This is a genomic window from Paenibacillus sp. FSL R7-0312 (genome assembly GCF_038004445.1).
Classification (GTDB): Bacteria; Bacillota; Bacilli; order Paenibacillales; family Paenibacillaceae; genus Paenibacillus_AQ.
Genome location: NZ_JBBORE010000001.1, coordinates 5,549,270 through 5,565,589, shown reverse-complemented (window position 1 = coordinate 5,565,589; position 16,320 = coordinate 5,549,270). Strand labels below are relative to the sequence as shown.

Genomic DNA, 16,320 nt, shown 5'->3' with positions numbered 1-16,320 from the left:
AGGATCAAATGAGAATAATAAGTTTGCTAGTAGCGCTAATGGTTATAGCCGGTTGCTCGGGAACCGGCAGTAATGAATCTGCGGAGCCGCCGGAAGCATCTGTGACTTCAGAAACAGCAGCACAGTCTTCTGCACCACAAGCCTCTCCGGCGGATACAACCGCTGATTATACGGGGGAAGTACCGGAAGTCTCCCCGGAGATTTCGGATAAATATTCAGGCTTCTTACATATGGATGCCGTTCAGCTGAACGGGCAGATCTACGAGGTGTATTACTGGAACAAAGGGGAGTTTACGTATAAGCAGTTTGCGATTGTGAAGGACGGGAAGATTGTCTTTGACAGCAAGCAGGCCGGAATTAAGATTGAAGGCGGCAATATCTGGAGTGAGGAGGATGATCTCTGGGCGGAAGCGCTTGTGCAGAATAACCATGCCACCTTTTTGTTCAGTCTGATGGATAACCGTCCTGAATCATCCTATATTGTCGTGGAGGAAATCGACGGAGTCATGCAGGTGACTGTTAACGATAATGTCTCGGTGAACTATGAGGATACGGATCAGGACGGAGATGAGGATTTGCTTGCAAGTCCCTTTTCCGGGCAATTGCCGCTTGGTCCAGCGCTGGTAGGCGTGTATGAGCTTCAGGGAACACGGTATGTACCGGATAAGACCCTCACCAAGCAATATGCGGAAGACCAGCTGCGGCTAAATGAGCAGGAGTACAAAAATAACCCCACAGACCTGACATTGGACAGCCTGCTCAGTGCTTATCTGATTCTGGAGCAGCGTAGTTTTGCGTTGTCGCGGTTTGAAGAATTCTATGAGTGGGCAGGACAGCGTGCCGGAGACGGCGGTTTTGTGGACGAATATTATGACCGCTTGAAGAAGAACGAGACGCGGGAATACTTCAGCGGATGGATGGACAAGCTGGAGCCATTGCGTACAGAGAGATAAACCTGGACTTGTCTGTTCAATTCTAAAAAGGGATTCCGGAGGCAGCGGTTAATGGCCTCCGTGAATCCCTTTTTTCAATTCCGTACAACATCAAGTGGCGGACTCTGATGCCTGAAACTGCTTGTTATACAAATCCCTGTAGACCCCGTTGTCCGCCAGCAGAGAAGCATGTTGTCCATACTCCACAATAGCGCCGTCCTGAACGACGAGAATCGTATCGGCAGCCATAATGGTGGAAAGCCTGTGAGCGATAACGATGCTGGTCTTGCCCAGCAGCAGCTGATGCATCGCCTGTTGGATATAGAACTCCGACACTGTATCCAGTGACGAGGTGGCTTCATCCATGATAATAATGGGCGGATTCTTGAGCAGCACGCGGGCGATCGAGATCCGCTGCTTCTCTCCGCCGGACAGCTTGATTCCCCGGTTACCGACTACCGTATTGTAGCCTTCAGGGAGCTGCATAATGAAATCATGAATATAAGCGGCTTCACAGGCAGCAATCATCTCAGCTTCAGTGGCACTGGCGCTTGCATAGAGCAGATTCTCTTGGATGGTTCCGTTGAACAGATACGTATCCTGCGTAACCAGCCCGATCTGAGAACGCAGGGAGTGCAGCGTGAATTCACGGATATCTTTGCCGCCGATGCGGATCACACCCGAATCCAGTTCATAGAGTCTGGGGATGAGGTTGGTAATGGTCGTTTTACCCGCTCCGCTGGGGCCGACCAGCGCAGTCAGTGACCCGGCGGCAGCCGTGAAGGAAATCTCCTTCAGGGCCGGTTTGCCCGGCTGATAGGCGAAATTCACCTTGTCGAAGACGATATCCTGGCCGTCAGCACTGCTTGGCAGGGCCAGCGGCGAATCCACAATCAGCGGGTCCATATCGAAATAGTCAAAAATCCGTTCAAACAGCGCCACCGACCGGTTCACATCCACATACAGATTAGTCATTTGCAAGACCGGCCCGTATAATCTGCCCAGCAGCGCCACAAAGGTGATAATCGCACCCACCGTCAGCTCTCCTTGAATAAATAAATAACCCCCGTACAGATATATCAGCATGGGCCCGATACTGGTGAAGGTGGTGAGGACCAGCATAAACCAGCGGCCGGCCATCGATTCTCTGATCTGCAGGCGAGTCGCCTGGGCATTAACGGTTCTGAAGCTTGCCAGCTCGGTGTCTTCCTTGGTGAATAGCTTCATGAGCATATATCCACTGAGACTGAGCGTTTCCTGGATGATCTGGTTTTGCTCGGAGATCTTCTCCTGGGTTTCCTTGGCCAGCTTCCAGCGTACATTGCCCATTTTGCGGGTTGGCATAATGAACAGGGGGACGACCAGTATGCCCAGCAGCGCCAGCTTCCAGTTCATAATAAACAGAGTTGCCGCTGTCGTAGTCAGAATGAACAGATTGCTGGCAAAATTAACGATGGTGCTGTTGAACACGCCCTGAATTCCGGCAATATCACTGGTCATCCGGGTGATGACTTCGCCTTGCTTGACCCCTGAGAAGAACTGCAGCGGCATGCCCTGCAAATGGCGGTACATCTGATTTTTCATATCATGGACAATATTTTGCGAGATAAAAGAGTTAAGGTAATTCTGCAGCACTCCCAGCAGACCGGACACTACAGTTGTTCCGAGTGAGGCAAAAACGAGCAGAACCAGCAGCCTCAGGTTTTTATCCGGAAGCGCGCGGTCAATAATATGCTGAATCAGGATCGGAGGGAGCAGCCCGAGCACTGCGGTAATGCACAGCACAATCATCACCAGCAGGGTCGGCTTCCAGTAAGGCAGGAAATATTTCACGATGCGGAGCAGCAGCGTCTTGGATATATCCGGCTTCGCCTCATCATCGTCGAACTTTAATTTGCCATGCCCGGGCCCGCCGAATCCCATTGGACCGAAGCCTCTTCCCATTATTCATCACCAGCTTTGTGTGTATTTAAGTTATCCTGATTCCGGGTCAGCTGTTCGAGCAGCTGTGAGTGCATTTGAATGAGCGACTGGACTTCTTCTCCGGAAAAATGATCCAGAGCCGCGCCCAGCATTTGGTATGAGTAGGCGTCTTCGTTATATTGCCTGCACAGCGCTTCACCTGCCGGTGTGAGATTCAGCCTCGTTTCCCTGCGGTCTGCCTCGGAGGCGGTCCGGGTCACCAGTTCCTTCTCGGCCAACACATCAATATGCAGGCTTACGCGGCTCTTGGCAAATACCAGACGCTCCGTTATTTCCTTCTGCGATTGACCCGGATGCTTGAGGAGAGAATTCAGTATACCGATCTGATGCACGGTTAAACCGAGATCCGCAGCGCTCTGATGGGCCAGCTTACGGAGCTGGCGGGCAACGGCAAGCAAGGAATGATACACCTCTATCGTCTGCGCCGGATCTGTCATGGGGCAACCTCCTCTGATCTGATAATAGTTTCTTTTGTTAACAGTTAACAATGTAAACTGATTATACGCCTGAATATTCCAAAAGTAAATGTTACGCTGAAATAGCGGTAAACAGATTATGCCGGAATACATAAGAAACACCCGCAGCGCCTGTGTGAAGGCAGCAGCGGGTGTATTTGTAATTGAAATACGCTCATTTATATAAGCTCATTCCGGAAGCATTCCGCATTGTATAATCCGCCCGAATGCCCTCGCGGTCTCCCGGATATCCTCCGCTCCGGCAATGGCCGAGATGACGGAGATTCCGTCTGCACCGGCCCGGATTACCGGCAGGGCGTTATCCAGGCTAATACCGCCGATCCCTACCAGGGGAACATTAAGTCCGCTGCGGCGGAGCGTTTCAATGACAGCCGTCCCTTGAACGGCTTCGGCATCGTCTTTGGAGGAGGTGGGGTAGACCGGACCGACCCCGAGATAATCGGCTCCGTCCGCAATAGCCTGCTGCGCTTCCGCGAGATTATGGGCGGAAACGCCGATGATCTTGTGCTCGCCGAGCCGCTGGCGGATCGTCCGGGCCGGCAGATCATCCTGGCCGGCATGGACCCCGTCTGCATCAAGTGCTACCGCCAGCTCCAGGTCGTCATTGACGATGAACGGAATCTGCCGGTCCCGGCAGATTGCCCGGAGCTGCTGGCCAAGCTCTAGCAGAGCAGCGCCGGTCAGAGCACCGGGACCCTTTTCACGGAACTGGAATAAGGTGATTCCCCCGTCTGCTGCGGCAGATAAAGTCTCGGCTGGAGAGATGCGGCAGTTCACGCTGCCCATAATGAAATATACCTTAAGGAGCTTGCGTATATCCTCACGGTCCATTCGTTTCATAGCTGCTGCCCCCTTGATCTGATACGGTTCCCGTAAGCAAAATGATTGGTCGGCCCGTGTCCTGCCCCGAGGTTCAGACTGTCCTCAATAGCTGCCTGAATGAAGGCTTTGGCTGTATGAACCGCTTCATCAATGGAGTGGCCGAGCGCAAGTCCTGCCGTCACTGCCGCCGAGTAAGTACAGCCGGTCCCATGCGTATGCCTGGTCTCGATCCGCGGACTGGTCATATATTGGAATTCCCGGCCGTCATAGAGCAGGTCCACCAGCTGATCGCCTGACGGATCATGTCCACCCTTAAGAACAATGTACTGCGGCCCCATCTGATGCAGGAGTCTTGCAGCCTGTTCTCTGTCTGCTATTCCATTAATCTTCATCCCGGTGAGAATCTCTGCTTCGGGAAGATTAGGAGTAACCACAAGTGCCAGAGGCAGCAATCCGTTAATCAGTGCCTGCACGGCTTCCTGCAGCAGCAGAGCGGACCCGCCCTTGGCAATCATTACCGGGTCGATCACAAGCCGCTGCTGCCAGCCGTACGCTGTCACCTTATCCGCGACAACACCGATAATCTTACTGCTGAACAGCATACCGGTCTTAATGGCATCTGGCGCCAAGTCGCTCCCAATAGAATCCAGCTGTGCAGCAACGGCTTCCGGCTCCAGCGGATATACACCTTGAACGCCTAAGGTATTCTGTGCCGTGACCGCAGTGAGCGCGGACATTCCGTAGACTCCAAGCTCCTGGAAGGTCTTCAGATCAGCCTGGATACCGGCACCGCCGCCGCTGTCAGAGCCGGCAATCGTTAACGCTTTACGTATAAGGGTCATCGGATATTCTCCTCTATAAGGTGCGGTTTATTGTTCAAGCAGCTGCAGGCGTGACCGGCTGCTGTAGATATCTGGTGTGACCAGGGACAATTGATTCAGGAACTCCATCTGGAAGCTGCCGGGTCCTTGTCCTTCCGCGGCTTCAGCGGCAATCTCGGCTGCCACGCCGTAGAACGAGATTGCTTCGGCAGCTGCCTCAAGCGCATTCCCGCCGCTTACTGCAAGAAATGCGCCTACTACGGCACTGAGCAGACAGCCGGTTCCCGTCACTTGGGTCAGGATGGAATGGCCGTTGCTGGCGATGTAGGTGCGCGTGCCGTCGGTAATGATATCCTCCTTGCCGGTGATGATCACCACGCAGTCCAGCTTCCGCGCAGCCTTGTTCGCCAAGGCAATCACATCGCCGTCACCTGCTCCGGCGTCGACGCCTTTGCTCGCCCAACTCTCTCCGGCGACATTGGCAACTTCGGCCACATTGCCGCGCAGAGCGGTCAGCTGCAGCTCACCGAGCAGCTTCGCGGTAACGTCAGTGCGGTACGGTGTAGCGCCTGCTCCAACGGGATCGAGCACGAGCGGGACACCATGCCGGTTCGCGGCTTGTCCGGCCTTCACCATTGAAGCGATGGCGGCTTCATTCAGTGTACCGATGTTCAGCACGACCGCCCCGGACATCGCGGCAACATCCGCCACCTCTTCCAGTGCGTCGGCCATGAACGGGGAAGCCCCCAGCGCCAGCAGTCCGTTAGCGGTGAAATTAGCCACAACAATATTGGTAATGTTATGTACGAGCGGATTTGCCTGCCGTACCTTAGATACAAAAGACATGATTATTCCTCCTGAAAGTTTGATAGCATACGCATGCTTGAGATCATTTCGCAAAACTAACTTCGAAAGCATGTTCTATAAATTAATAAAAGCATCTGCACTGTCAACTTCCTCTGCCAGCAGACCGCCCTCGCTCAGCCATTTACGGACATTCTCCCAGGAAGCGGTATCCTGATATCCGAAGGGCTGTGACCCGGCGTCCATAAGCGGCAGCAGAATTTCCAGGCTGCGCTTCTCGATGGCTTCATCAAGCGGTGCGGTGGCATCCTGATGCTCCAGCAGAAGCTTCAGCGCCTGCTCCGGCTGCTTAGTGACGAATTGCTGACCCTTGCGCGCAGCATTCATGAACTTTTGGAAATATGCCGAGGAATCCTGTAGACCCTGGTCACTTGCGACCAGCACCAGCTCATAATAATCAGGAACCCCGTAGTCTACCGGATTGAACGAACGCACAGGATGGCCTTCCTGTTCTAATATCAGCTGCTCATGGTTGATGAAGCCGCCCATAATTCCATCCACACGCCCGGTGGAGAGGGCAGGGATAAGCTCAAAGCCAACGTCAATCAGCTTCAGGGAGGCGGGATCGCCGCCATCGGTTTGGATCATAGTGTGCAGCATGGCTTCATACAGCGGAATGGAGGAGTAACCGGCTTGCTTGCCTGAGAGCTCTCCGGGGCGGGTTATTCCGCTGTCTGCGGAAACCATGAGATGGTTCAGGGGATGCCGTACCAGAGCGGCGACGGATTTGACCGGAATCTGCTCTCCCCGGGCCATCAGCACCTGCGGCTGGTAGCTGAGGGCCAGATCGACTTGTCCGGCAGCTACCAGCTTCAGCGCGTCGTTGCTGTCGGCAGGCATCTGTATCTCAACATCAAGCCCCTCTTCGGCAAAATACCCCTCACTCTGAGCTGCATACAAAAAGGAATGAACGGCATTCGGATACCAGTCGAGCATGATCGTCAGCTTATGGGCTGTACCGTCTGCGGCTGCCGCCGGAGCGGATGATGCCAATGATGAGCCGGAGCCAGTCGGCCCGTTATTGCCGGCGCAGCCGGGCAGAACCAAAAGAACAGACAGTAGCAGTACATAAGGCAGCAACTTATAAGGTTGAGCACTACGGGGGTAGAGATAACGGGTATAGCGGATTGGAGTCATGAATAACGTCCTCTTTTCTTCAAAAATAACTTCTCAAGCGTAGCAATACAAAGAAACAGAGTGATCCCAAGAGCGGACAGCAGCACAACAGCGGCAAACATCTCGGCACTCTGCAGATTGCCGGCCATTCTCCGGCTGAAGTAACCGAGCCCCTGGCTGCCACCCAGCCATTCGCCGATGGTAGCGCCTATGACACAGTACACTACCGACAGCTTCAGTCCGGAGAAAAAGGACGGCAGGGCCAGCGGAACAGCAGCCTTGCGGAGAATCTGCCAGCGGTTCGCGCCAAGCGTCAACAACAGCTCGCGGTACTGCTCCGTATTCTTGCCCAGCCCGTCGTAGGTGCCGACAACCACCGGGAAGAAGGCGGTCAGGAACACTACGGCGACCTTACTCCACAAGGTGTAGCCGAACCACATGATAAACAGGGGAGAGAGGGCAACCAGCGGAATCGTCTGGCTGATAATCAGCAGCGGATACAGCGCCTTGGCCATCGGCCTGAATAGATGCATGCCCGTTCCCAGCAGACTGCCGCAGAAGACGGACAGAGCGAAGCCTGTTAGTACCTCAAGCAGCGTTGCGGGCAGGTGCACACCGAAGAGCAGACGCCGCTCCTCCATCAGAGCGCTCCAGATGGCAGTGGGGGCCGGCAGGATGAACGGAGGAATCAGCCCCAGCCGGGACACCGTTTCCCAGACTGCAAGGATCAGCAGCACGAGCAGAATAGCCGGGCTGTATTCCCGCAGCAATCTTCTATAAAAGACGGTTGTCATACAGCTTCAGCTCCAACTCCTTCCGCAGGGCAACAAACTGCGGTTCGTAATTCAGACTGTGATGTCTGGGACGGGGGAGACCGGTGATGAACTCCTGCATACCGCCCCCGGCACCGCCGGTCATCAGATAGATGCGGTCGCTAAGCAGAAGCGCTTCTTCAAGGTCATGGGTAATGAACAGCACAGTCTTCTCCAGTCCCGACCATAATTCCAGCAGCCAGCGGTGAAGCTCCCGCTTGGTTATGGCGTCCAACGCCCCGAACGGCTCGTCCAGCAGGAGCAGCTCATTCCCGGCGGCAAGGGTGCGGAGCACCGCAACCCGCTGGCGCATGCCGCCCGACAGCTCATGCGGATACGCAGCCCCGGTCTCACCAAGGCCGAACTGCTGCAGCATGCTGCGAATCTGGATAACGGCTTCCTCTTTGGAGCCGCTCCGCTTCAGTTCCCAGGGCAGCAGGCAATTGTCCAGCACGGTTCTCCACGGCAGCAGGAGATCCCGCTGCGGCATATATCCGACCTGGCCGAGCCGCTCCGAGGTGTTTTTGGACGGTTGCCCGTGCAGTGCAACCTCGCCGCTGCCGGGTTCCAGCAGGCCGGCGATAATCTTGAACAGCGTGCTTTTGCCGCAGCCGCTGGCCCCCACGACGGAGATGAACTCCCCGCGGCGGACCTTCATGGAGATTTCGGAGAAGACCGGAGCCCTTGAAGCTGCGCCGAAAGAATAGGACAGGTTCGCGATGTTGATCATAGGATGGAGAAGCAAGCCTCCTTAGGGAAAAGTGATTACGCTACGAAAACAAGAAAGACCCATCCATTTCCGGAGGAAATGAATGGGTCTGAAGGTACAGTCAGTTTGCAAAGACGCGGAACCGCTGATACATTCTGCTCCACTTCCCTCCGCTGGTATGATCCAGATCAGGTTCCAAGGGTCCGGAGCTTAAGCTCCGTCTCAGTCGGCCGACTCCCCTAGTGAAATAACAGGTGCTATTGAATTCGTAATTGCTACTTAATATACCATAATTCCTCCGCTTGTAAAGAGCCTGTACTCAGCGCTTGGAGAGGCCGGTTATGAACAATGCAACAATTCCCTGCGAGATTTCCTCTTTGGAGGATCCGTTCCGTTTCTGTTCATACAGGTAAAGATCGGGACTAAGTACAGAGATAAGTGCTGTGGCAGCGAAGCGGGGATCAATCCCGATAATCTCTCCATTCGCGGATGCGCGGTGCAGAAGTTCACTCATAATCCTCCCGAGCCGCTGGAAAAAAGGATGTTCGAACTGGGTAAGCTGCTTCTTGCCTGTGAATTCAGATTTGATCATATTCAAGAGCTCCGCATATTGCTCAATGAAACCAACGACCTGCTCAATGCTGCTCTGCAGATGCGCGAGGGCAGCCGTTTCACCGGCGCTGGCAGCAAGCTGCTGTTCCATCCCCGACAGAAACTGCTCGGTGCTGTCCAGCAGCAGAGCCGAACAGATTTCGCCCTTATCGGTGAAGCGGCGGTACAGCGATCCCTGTCCTATGCCGGCCCGTTTGGCGATGCCGTACATACTGACAGCTTCGAGGCCGCTCTCGGTGAACAGCTGGCGGGCCGCTTCGAGTATCCGCTGCATATAAGGATCGGCGGGTTCTTTTGCAGCGTTATCTGCGTGCCCTGTGTTCTCGGGAGCTGCTGATGTTACAGGTTCAACTTCCGTTTCTGTTTTTTTCATAATATCCCCTTTCAGTCATACAACAATCCATCCGGATACCCGGCTATCCATGAATCAAAGCTGCAAAATAAACAACATTTATGCCTACAGTGAGTTCTAATAAATCTCTATACTGCCGGTAACGAATCAAGTGAGGGGGAATTGACGTATTCCGCTAGCCCGAAGTAATTCACTGGTAACTTGTGTGTTGTTTACAGGAAATTATGTAAAACAATTGACACATCGGACAATTGTCCGTAGACTATGAAATGCGATAACGGACAATTGTCCGTTCACTAATTATATAGACAAACCTGCCCGCAGGTCAACGTAGCTGACTGCGGACAATTCAGGAGGAGAAGGAGTATGAATCAGACCTTGAAGCAGGATGCCGATTTCCGGTTATCCGGCATTCTAGTTCCGCTGCTGGCTATTATTGCCGGCGTATTTATGGTTGTGCTGGACAGTACCGCAATGAATGTGGCATTGTCCAGACTAGTGGTGGATTTCAATACAGACCTGCATACGCTGCAGTGGGTTGTAACCGGGTATATGCTGGCGCAGGCTTCGGTCATTCCGCTGTCAGGCTGGCTGTCTGACCGGTTCGGGGCTAAGAACGTCTTTTTGACAGCTGTTATTGTGTTTACGATCGGCTCCATTCTGTGTGCAACGCCAAGCAGTGCAGAATGGCTGGTCGTATTCCGGGTATTGCAGGGTCTCGGAGGGGGCTGTGTGCTCCCGGTCGGGATGGCTTATGTGTACAGACTGGCTCCCAAGAGTAAAGTCGGCGTTGTTATGGGAATTATGGGGATTCCCGTGCTGTTCGCACCCGCGATTGGTCCTGTATTGTCAGGCTGGCTGGTGGAATACCACTCCTGGCGCTGGATCTTCCTGATTAATATCCCCATCGGTATTATCTGTGTGCTGATCGGGCTGCGAAAGCTGCCGAATGCGGCGAAGAACACCGTTCCCGGCATGGATAAATTCGGAATGGTGCTCGGACCGCTGGCTTTTGCTTCACTCACTTACGGTGTAAGTCAGGGTGCGCAGAGCTGGACCTCGGACAAAACGCTAATCGGGTTATCTCTGGGAGCTGTTGCACTGATTGCCTTTGTCATTGCCGAGCTGCGTTCCAGGACCCCTTTACTGGAGCTGCGGATTCTGAAATCCGTGGATTTCACCACCGGAATTATCGTGCAGTGGATCGCCCAGTTCGGCTTATATGGTGCTTTATTTCTACTGCCGCAGTTTCTGCAGCAGGCCCGCGGCTTCGGCGCATTTGATACCGGATTGACCCTGCTGCCGCAGGCCATTGCTTCCGGGCTGATGATGCCGATTGCCGGAATTCTGTTCGACCGGATCGGGGTGCGCTGGCTGGTGGTTTGCGGACTCAGTCTGGTCTCTGGCGCATTGTTTCAGTATTCCCATGTCGATCTGACCACCCAGAGCCGTGATCTCATTCTTCCGCTAATCATGTGCGGTGCAGGGATGGGGATGATGATGATGCCGATGAATACGCATCTGCTGAACAAGGCGCCAGGCAATCTGGTCAACCGGGTAACCTCACTCACCAACTCCATGCAGCAGGTCATTAACTCACTTGCAGTGTCAACACTGGTTACGATTCTGACGGCCAGAACCTCCGCGCGTGGTCTTGAAATGCAGGAGGCGGCAGCCGCTGCCGGGCAGACGGTGGACGGAGTCTCGAAGGAAGCCCTGCAGCTGGCCAAGCAGACTGTATTGGCCCAAGGCTTTGCCGACACCTTCCACATTATGATTTTTGTAGCTTTAGGCGGCGCCGTCCTTGGACTGCTGCTGCGCAGGGGCCGCAAACCAGAAAGCGGAGGCTCCAGGGAGAAAGCGTTGCCTGAAATCATGCACGGTTAATAGGTGCATTCACATTCATAAGAAGTAAGGCGGCGATTCTCCGTTACTGGAGGGTCGCTGTTTTGCGTTGTGGATCATTTAGTTTGTCTTCCACTGATGTAGAAATGCAATTTCGGGGCAAGCTAAACTATCAAAAACCTATATAACATAAATCCGATGTTTATTATCGGAAAAAGTTATTGACGGATGTAACAGCTCAGTGTTACGATTCATTTTGCTGGCAAGTCCGGAACATAAAGAGAGATGAGAGGGGATTAATCTTATGAAAAAACTTAGTCTGACAATTATGCTGCTCCTGACCATGGCCGTGGTTGCGGCATGCGGCAACAACAATAACAATAATTCAGCAACAGGCGGCAATGCGGCGGCTGAACCGACTGCGGCGGCTACTGATAGTGCAGCACCTGCTGAGCAGAATAGTCTGGAAGCTGTCAAAGCCAGCGGCAAGCTGCGTATCGGAACAGAAGGCACCTATGCCCCGTTCACATATCATGATGCCGACGGCAAGCTGACCGGTTTCGATGTGGAAATTGCTGAAGAAGTAACTAAACGTCTGGGCGTGGAAGCCGAGTTTATCGAGACTCAGTGGGACGGTATTTTTGCCGGCATGGATGCCAAGCGGTTCGATACGATCTTCAACGAAGTTTCCATTACGGATGAGCGCAAAGTGAAATATGATTTCTCCGACCCGTATATCGTATCCAAGGCTGTGCTGATCGTCAGTGAAGATAATGAAGATATCAAATCATTCGCGGACCTCAAGGGCAAGAAAGCCGGCCAGTCCCTGACAAGTAACCTCGGACAGATTGCAACGGATAACGGTGCAGAGATTGTATCCACCGAAGGCTTCAATCAGGCAATTGATCTGCTGACCTCCGGCCGGATTGATGCAACCGTCAATGACGGCTTGTCCTTCCTGGATCTGAAGAAGCAGAAGCCTGATATCAAGATCAAGAAGGTTGATGAGATTGCAGAAGGCTCGTATAGTGCAGCGGTCTTCCTGAAGGGTAACGATGAGCTTGTGCAGGCAGTGAATGAAGCGCTGACTGCCATGCATGATGATGGCACATATCTGAAGATTTCCGAGAAGTACTTCGGAGCTAATGTATCGAAATAAGCTTGCCTGCTTGACGGCAGTCTCAAATAACTTATGGACACAGGGCGGAGCTGGTTGCTTCCGCCTTGCCGTTCCAAGAAGGATGTCAGAACGATGGATGACCGCAAAATACAAATATTTCTCGATTCACTGCTGCCTCTGTTCAAAGCCGGGGTGGCTTTTACCATTCCGCTGACCTTGGTCTCCTTTGCACTTGGGCTTACACTTGCTGTAATTACTGCGCTTGTGCGGCTCTCTTCCTGGAGAATTCCGAAGCTGATTGCCGGCTTCTACGTCTGGGTCATCCGCGGAACACCGCTGCTGCTTCAGCTGTTTATTATTTTCTACGGGCTGCCTACGGTAGGTATTGTGCTTGATCCGTTCATCGCAGCTGTGATTGGCTTCACCCTTAGTGTCGGGGCATACTCCTCGGAAATTGTCCGGGCGGCTATTCTCTCCATACATAAAGGGCAATGGGAGGCTGCCTTCTCCGTCGGTATGAGCCGTGGACAGGCTTTGCGGCGGGTGATTCTGCCTCAAGCTGCCCGGGTATCGGTTCCGCCATTATCCAATTCATTTATTAGTCTGGTGAAGGATACATCACTTGCAGCAAGCATCACATATGTAGAAATGTTCAGAAAAGCTCAGCAAATTACAGCCACCACCTATGAACCGCTGCTGTTGTATTGCGAAGCGGGTTTATTCTATCTGTTATTTTGCTCAGTATTATCGGTGCTGCAGAAATACCTGGAGAAGCGGCTGGACCGGTATTCGGCCAGTTAAGGAGGCATACCCATGATTGAAATACGTGATTTACATAAATCCTTCGGTCCGCTGCAGGTCTTGAAGGGGGTTGATCTTACCGTTGAGCATGGCCAGGTGATGGTCATTATCGGACCTTCCGGCTCCGGCAAAACCACCCTGCTGCGCTGCTTCAACCTGCTGGAGACTCCCGACAAGGGCAGCCTGGCTCTGAATAATATTAAGCTGGATTTCACTCCCGGCGGCAAAATTCCACAGCGTACCGTGCTGTCTCTTCGCCAGCAGACGGGAATGGTCTTCCAGTCCTACAATCTGTTCCCGCATATGACGGCGCTCGGTAATGTAATGGAGGGCCAGGTGACCGTTCAGAAGCGTTCCAGGGAGGAAGCCAGAACGAAGGCGCTTGCCCTGCTGGACAAGGTAGGGCTGGCCGACAAGGCGGATACCTATCCGCATCAGCTGTCCGGCGGCCAGCAGCAGCGTGTGGCGATTGCCCGGGCGATGGCGGTCGAGCCGGAGGTGCTGCTGTTCGATGAGCCAACCTCGGCGCTCGATCCGGAGCTGGTCGGTGAGGTGCTGAAGGTCATCAAGCAGCTGGCCCGGGAAGGAATGACGATGGTCATTGTTACCCATGAGATGAAATTCGCGGCCGATGTGGCCGACCGGATCATCTTAATGGATAACGGGGTCATTCTGGAGCAGGGAACTCCGCAGCAGGTGCTGGAGCAGACGAAGAATCCGCGCGCCCTGCAGTTCCTGAACCGGCTCAGCGGAGAAGTCTAAGCTTGTTTAAGCAATAACGCAAAAAGGCAGTCCGGGAGGGGAATCCTGGACTGCCTTTTCCGCTTGTGAATTTACTCAGCCATTAGTTAGTTCTGTGTTGCTCCATCACTGCGTGAGTTCAAATAGTCCAGTGCGTTGTAGAGCATAATTGCCGCTTCGGCGCGGGTGAGCTGGCTCTTCGGGTTGAACTTGCCGTTAGCATCCAGTGTATTGATGTTGTATTTCAGGGACCGCTGGATAGTGCCCTGGTAGGATGGCTCAAGCGCATCTGCATCGGCGATGTCCACCGGCACGATGTTGATCATCGGCAGGTTGCCTGCCTTCTCAACGCCCTGAATCAGCAGGCTGGTGAACAGCTCTTTGGTAATCGGTTTGGATGGATCAATATCAGCGGGAATATCCACGTCATTATAGTGTGCATTGATGAAGGCTTCTGCGTACCAGGCGTTGTCTTTTACTTTGGAGAAGATCGCACTGGCTACGGGAGCCTTGTTGAAACTGATTGCGGCCAGGCTAAGCTGGAGTCCGCCCGTGATAAACTGAACGCCTTGTGCTGTAGTTACAGTGGATGCGGGCAGAAACTGGGTATCCGATATCCCTTTGATCAGGCCCTGCTGCTTCAGAGAGTTGATTTTGTTCTTACCGGTTACACTGTCAATATCCTTAAAGCTGCTGCCGGCTGCAAAAATTTGTCCGCCGAAAGAGAAGGTAAGAAGCGTTACGGCTGTAAAAGCTGCGATCGTGTTTTTTTTGATACTCATCTGAATTCCACCTCTATTGTAGGTTGTACCACTAGATTTCACGCTGATCCGGTGATTGTCCGTTACAGCACGGCGTAACCGTTTCAACTTGACTCTAATGACGCAATGACAATAGAAAAGGTTGCAGACGTTTTACATCATTTCCTGGAACAGCAGGTTGCGGTAAGGGTATTTACTGAACCGGGTTCTGAACAGCAGCGCGATCCCGCTGTCTTCAATGGTTACGGATTTCAGCGAATCTGCTGTGACGAGGCTGCGTACCATCGCTGTTACCGCACCGCGGTCTCTGCGCCGGATGGCTGCAGCCAGACTCTCCGCGAAGCAGTTATTTACAGAGAGCTCCCGGTAGAGCGGAATAACGGCCCGTGCGATGCTCCGGTGGGCTGCTGTACTGAAGGTGAACTGGACCGTGCCCGGCGGAATCGTTGTTCCATTCGTGTAGAACGCAACCGGCAGCGGAAAAGGAAACGAGATGAAATAGCCGATGCCGTTCGTCCCATAATTCTCTACTCTGGAAAGGGTGGGAATTCTGGCCAGCAGGCTGCCCATCAGATCAAGATCTGCGGAGACAACAGCGGTTGTCCAATCAGCGGCATAACTGCTGTTGCCGGCAATTTTCCGGTAGAACGGCAGCATGGCCGTGGCTACTCTGCGCAGTACACGGGCTGTTACAAGCCGCTGGGTCTGCTTAGGTTTTATTTTCACCATCCGGATCATCCTCACTTATAAGAGATTTAGTCTATATAAGGTATGGAGGGAGGGCGCACTTCGGATTGGGCGTATGACTAGCCGGCGATAATATAATCATAATCCGCAGAACCTATTTATACGTTTTTGGGGAAAAGTGATGTTATACTGGTGTCAGGCCTTTTCTTTGACGGACAAGTTTGTTATGCTTATATCGTAAAGATTACTAATTATTGTCGGGAATTGTTCAACTTCCGGAAAGGTGGGAACCCGGGTGAACCGAGTAGCAAATATCAGCCAGCAGTTTGCGGCGCAGAATTATAAGCTTACGCCTCAGCGCGAAGCTATAGTAAGAGTATTACTGGACAACGAGAAGGATCACTTAAGTGTGGAAGAGGTCTATATGCTGGTCAAGCGCAGTTATCCGCATTTGGGACTTGCGACCGTATACCGTACCTTAGAGCTGCTGTGTGAACTTCATATTGTAGAAAAGATGAATTTCGGCGATGGCGTTGCCCGCTATGACCTGCGCGGTGACGATCATGTTCATATGCACCACCACCTGATCTGCAGTGTATGCGGCAAGCTGGAGGAGATCAAGGATGACTGGCTGCTGGACCTTGAAGCGCGGCTGGCCCGTGAGTACGGCTTCAGTGTGACCGATCACCGGCTTGATTTCAAAGGCACCTATAATACCTGCAAGGGAAACGGCTGCAAGGGCGATAAAGAATGCCGGGCTGTATCCTGAGCCGCAGCTGGGGCACATTCAAAGACGCATGGCTGATTTAACAGCCGGCGTCTTTTTGTTTGACTGCAGCGGAGAATCAGCGCATTTGCGACTTATG

Annotated in this window: 17 protein-coding genes and 1 riboswitch; of the genes, 6 read left to right on the top strand and 11 right to left on the bottom strand. The window is 53.2% G+C overall.

The features are described 5' to 3' along the window. Positions 1-8: 8 nt before the first annotated feature. Positions 9-953 (top strand): hypothetical protein, encoded by a 945-nt coding sequence (locus MKX70_RS24485; protein ID WP_340841044.1) that lies wholly within the window; start codon positions 9-11, stop codon positions 951-953. Between the two features lie 90 nt (positions 954-1,043). On the opposite strand, the gene MKX70_RS24480 is transcribed toward MKX70_RS24485, so the two are convergent. From MKX70_RS24480 to MKX70_RS24440, 9 genes are all read right to left on the bottom strand, one after another. Continuing rightward, positions 1,044-2,855 carry an ABC transporter ATP-binding protein gene (locus tag MKX70_RS24480; RefSeq protein WP_340787105.1) on the bottom strand — a complete coding sequence of 604 codons (1,812 nt, stop codon included), beginning with the start codon at positions 2,853-2,855 and terminating at the stop codon, positions 1,044-1,046. 20 nt (positions 2,856-2,875) lie between these two features. Then, positions 2,876-3,352 carry a MarR family winged helix-turn-helix transcriptional regulator gene (locus MKX70_RS24475; RefSeq protein WP_042235941.1) on the bottom strand — a complete coding sequence of 159 codons (477 nt, stop codon included), beginning with the start codon at positions 3,350-3,352 and terminating at the stop codon, positions 2,876-2,878. A 207-nt stretch (positions 3,353-3,559) separates the two neighbouring features. Further along, positions 3,560-4,231, bottom strand: a complete 672-nt coding sequence (gene thiE, locus MKX70_RS24470; RefSeq protein WP_042235943.1) for a thiamine phosphate synthase — start codon at positions 4,229-4,231, stop codon at positions 3,560-3,562. Next, positions 4,228-5,055: a bifunctional hydroxymethylpyrimidine kinase/phosphomethylpyrimidine kinase gene (gene thiD / locus MKX70_RS24465; protein ID WP_042235945.1), complete on the bottom strand. Its 828-nt coding sequence runs from the start codon at positions 5,053-5,055 to the stop codon at positions 4,228-4,230. Before thiD ends, thiE begins: the two co-directional genes overlap by 4 nt. Before the next feature lie 27 nt (positions 5,056-5,082). After that, complete coding sequence (gene thiM / locus MKX70_RS24460; RefSeq protein ID WP_340787102.1) at positions 5,083-5,880, bottom strand: hydroxyethylthiazole kinase; 798 nt, start codon at positions 5,878-5,880, stop codon at positions 5,083-5,085. Between the two features lie 75 nt (positions 5,881-5,955). Beyond that, on the bottom strand, positions 5,956-7,035 hold the full coding sequence (locus MKX70_RS24455; protein ID WP_340787100.1) for an ABC transporter substrate-binding protein: 1,080 nt from the start codon (positions 7,033-7,035) through the stop codon (positions 5,956-5,958). Beyond that, the gene (locus MKX70_RS24450) at positions 7,032-7,808 is read right to left on the bottom strand and encodes an ABC transporter permease (RefSeq protein WP_340787098.1); all 777 of its coding nucleotides are present in this window, start codon (positions 7,806-7,808) and stop codon (positions 7,032-7,034) included. Before MKX70_RS24450 ends, MKX70_RS24455 begins: the two co-directional genes overlap by 4 nt. Next, entirely contained in the window at positions 7,789-8,571 is a 783-nt protein-coding gene (locus MKX70_RS24445) for an ABC transporter ATP-binding protein (RefSeq protein WP_340787086.1), read from the bottom strand. Before MKX70_RS24445 ends, MKX70_RS24450 begins: the two co-directional genes overlap by 20 nt. A gap of 112 nt (positions 8,572-8,683) precedes the next feature. Next, positions 8,684-8,786: riboswitch (TPP riboswitch) on the bottom strand. Positions 8,787-8,854: 68 nt separating this feature from the next. Then, positions 8,855-9,520 carry a TetR/AcrR family transcriptional regulator gene (locus MKX70_RS24440; RefSeq protein WP_340787083.1) on the bottom strand — a complete coding sequence of 222 codons (666 nt, stop codon included), beginning with the start codon at positions 9,518-9,520 and terminating at the stop codon, positions 8,855-8,857. Positions 9,521-9,865: 345 nt separating this feature from the next. Between MKX70_RS24440 and MKX70_RS24435 the strand changes: the two genes are divergently transcribed. The 4 genes from MKX70_RS24435 (at position 9,866) to MKX70_RS24420 (ending at position 14,027) form a co-directional block, all read left to right on the top strand. Beyond that, positions 9,866-11,386 (top strand): DHA2 family efflux MFS transporter permease subunit, encoded by a 1,521-nt coding sequence (locus MKX70_RS24435; protein WP_340787080.1) that lies wholly within the window; start codon positions 9,866-9,868, stop codon positions 11,384-11,386. A gap of 262 nt (positions 11,387-11,648) precedes the next feature. After that, a complete protein-coding gene (locus tag MKX70_RS24430; protein ID WP_340787078.1) occupies positions 11,649-12,503 on the top strand; it encodes an amino acid ABC transporter substrate-binding protein in 855 nt (284 codons plus the stop codon). Between the two features lie 93 nt (positions 12,504-12,596). Beyond that, positions 12,597-13,265: an amino acid ABC transporter permease gene (locus tag MKX70_RS24425; RefSeq protein WP_042136746.1), complete on the top strand. Its 669-nt coding sequence runs from the start codon at positions 12,597-12,599 to the stop codon at positions 13,263-13,265. 12 nt (positions 13,266-13,277) lie between these two features. Next, positions 13,278-14,027, top strand: coding sequence for an amino acid ABC transporter ATP-binding protein (locus MKX70_RS24420; RefSeq protein WP_340787073.1), 750 nt, complete (start codon positions 13,278-13,280; stop codon positions 14,025-14,027). A gap of 86 nt (positions 14,028-14,113) precedes the next feature. Here the strand turns inward: MKX70_RS24420 and MKX70_RS24415 are convergent, their stop codons facing one another. Further along, the gene (locus MKX70_RS24415; protein ID WP_340787070.1) at positions 14,114-14,788 is read right to left on the bottom strand and encodes an S-layer homology domain-containing protein; all 675 of its coding nucleotides are present in this window, start codon (positions 14,786-14,788) and stop codon (positions 14,114-14,116) included. Between the two features lie 132 nt (positions 14,789-14,920). After that, complete coding sequence (locus tag MKX70_RS24410) at positions 14,921-15,496, bottom strand: hypothetical protein (protein ID WP_042136753.1); 576 nt, start codon at positions 15,494-15,496, stop codon at positions 14,921-14,923. 253 nt (positions 15,497-15,749) lie between these two features. On the opposite strand from MKX70_RS24410, the gene fur reads away from it, so the two are divergent. Continuing rightward, positions 15,750-16,223 (top strand): ferric iron uptake transcriptional regulator, encoded by a 474-nt coding sequence (gene fur, locus MKX70_RS24405; protein WP_042136755.1) that lies wholly within the window; start codon positions 15,750-15,752, stop codon positions 16,221-16,223. The last annotated feature ends 97 nt before the right edge of the window (positions 16,224-16,320 follow it).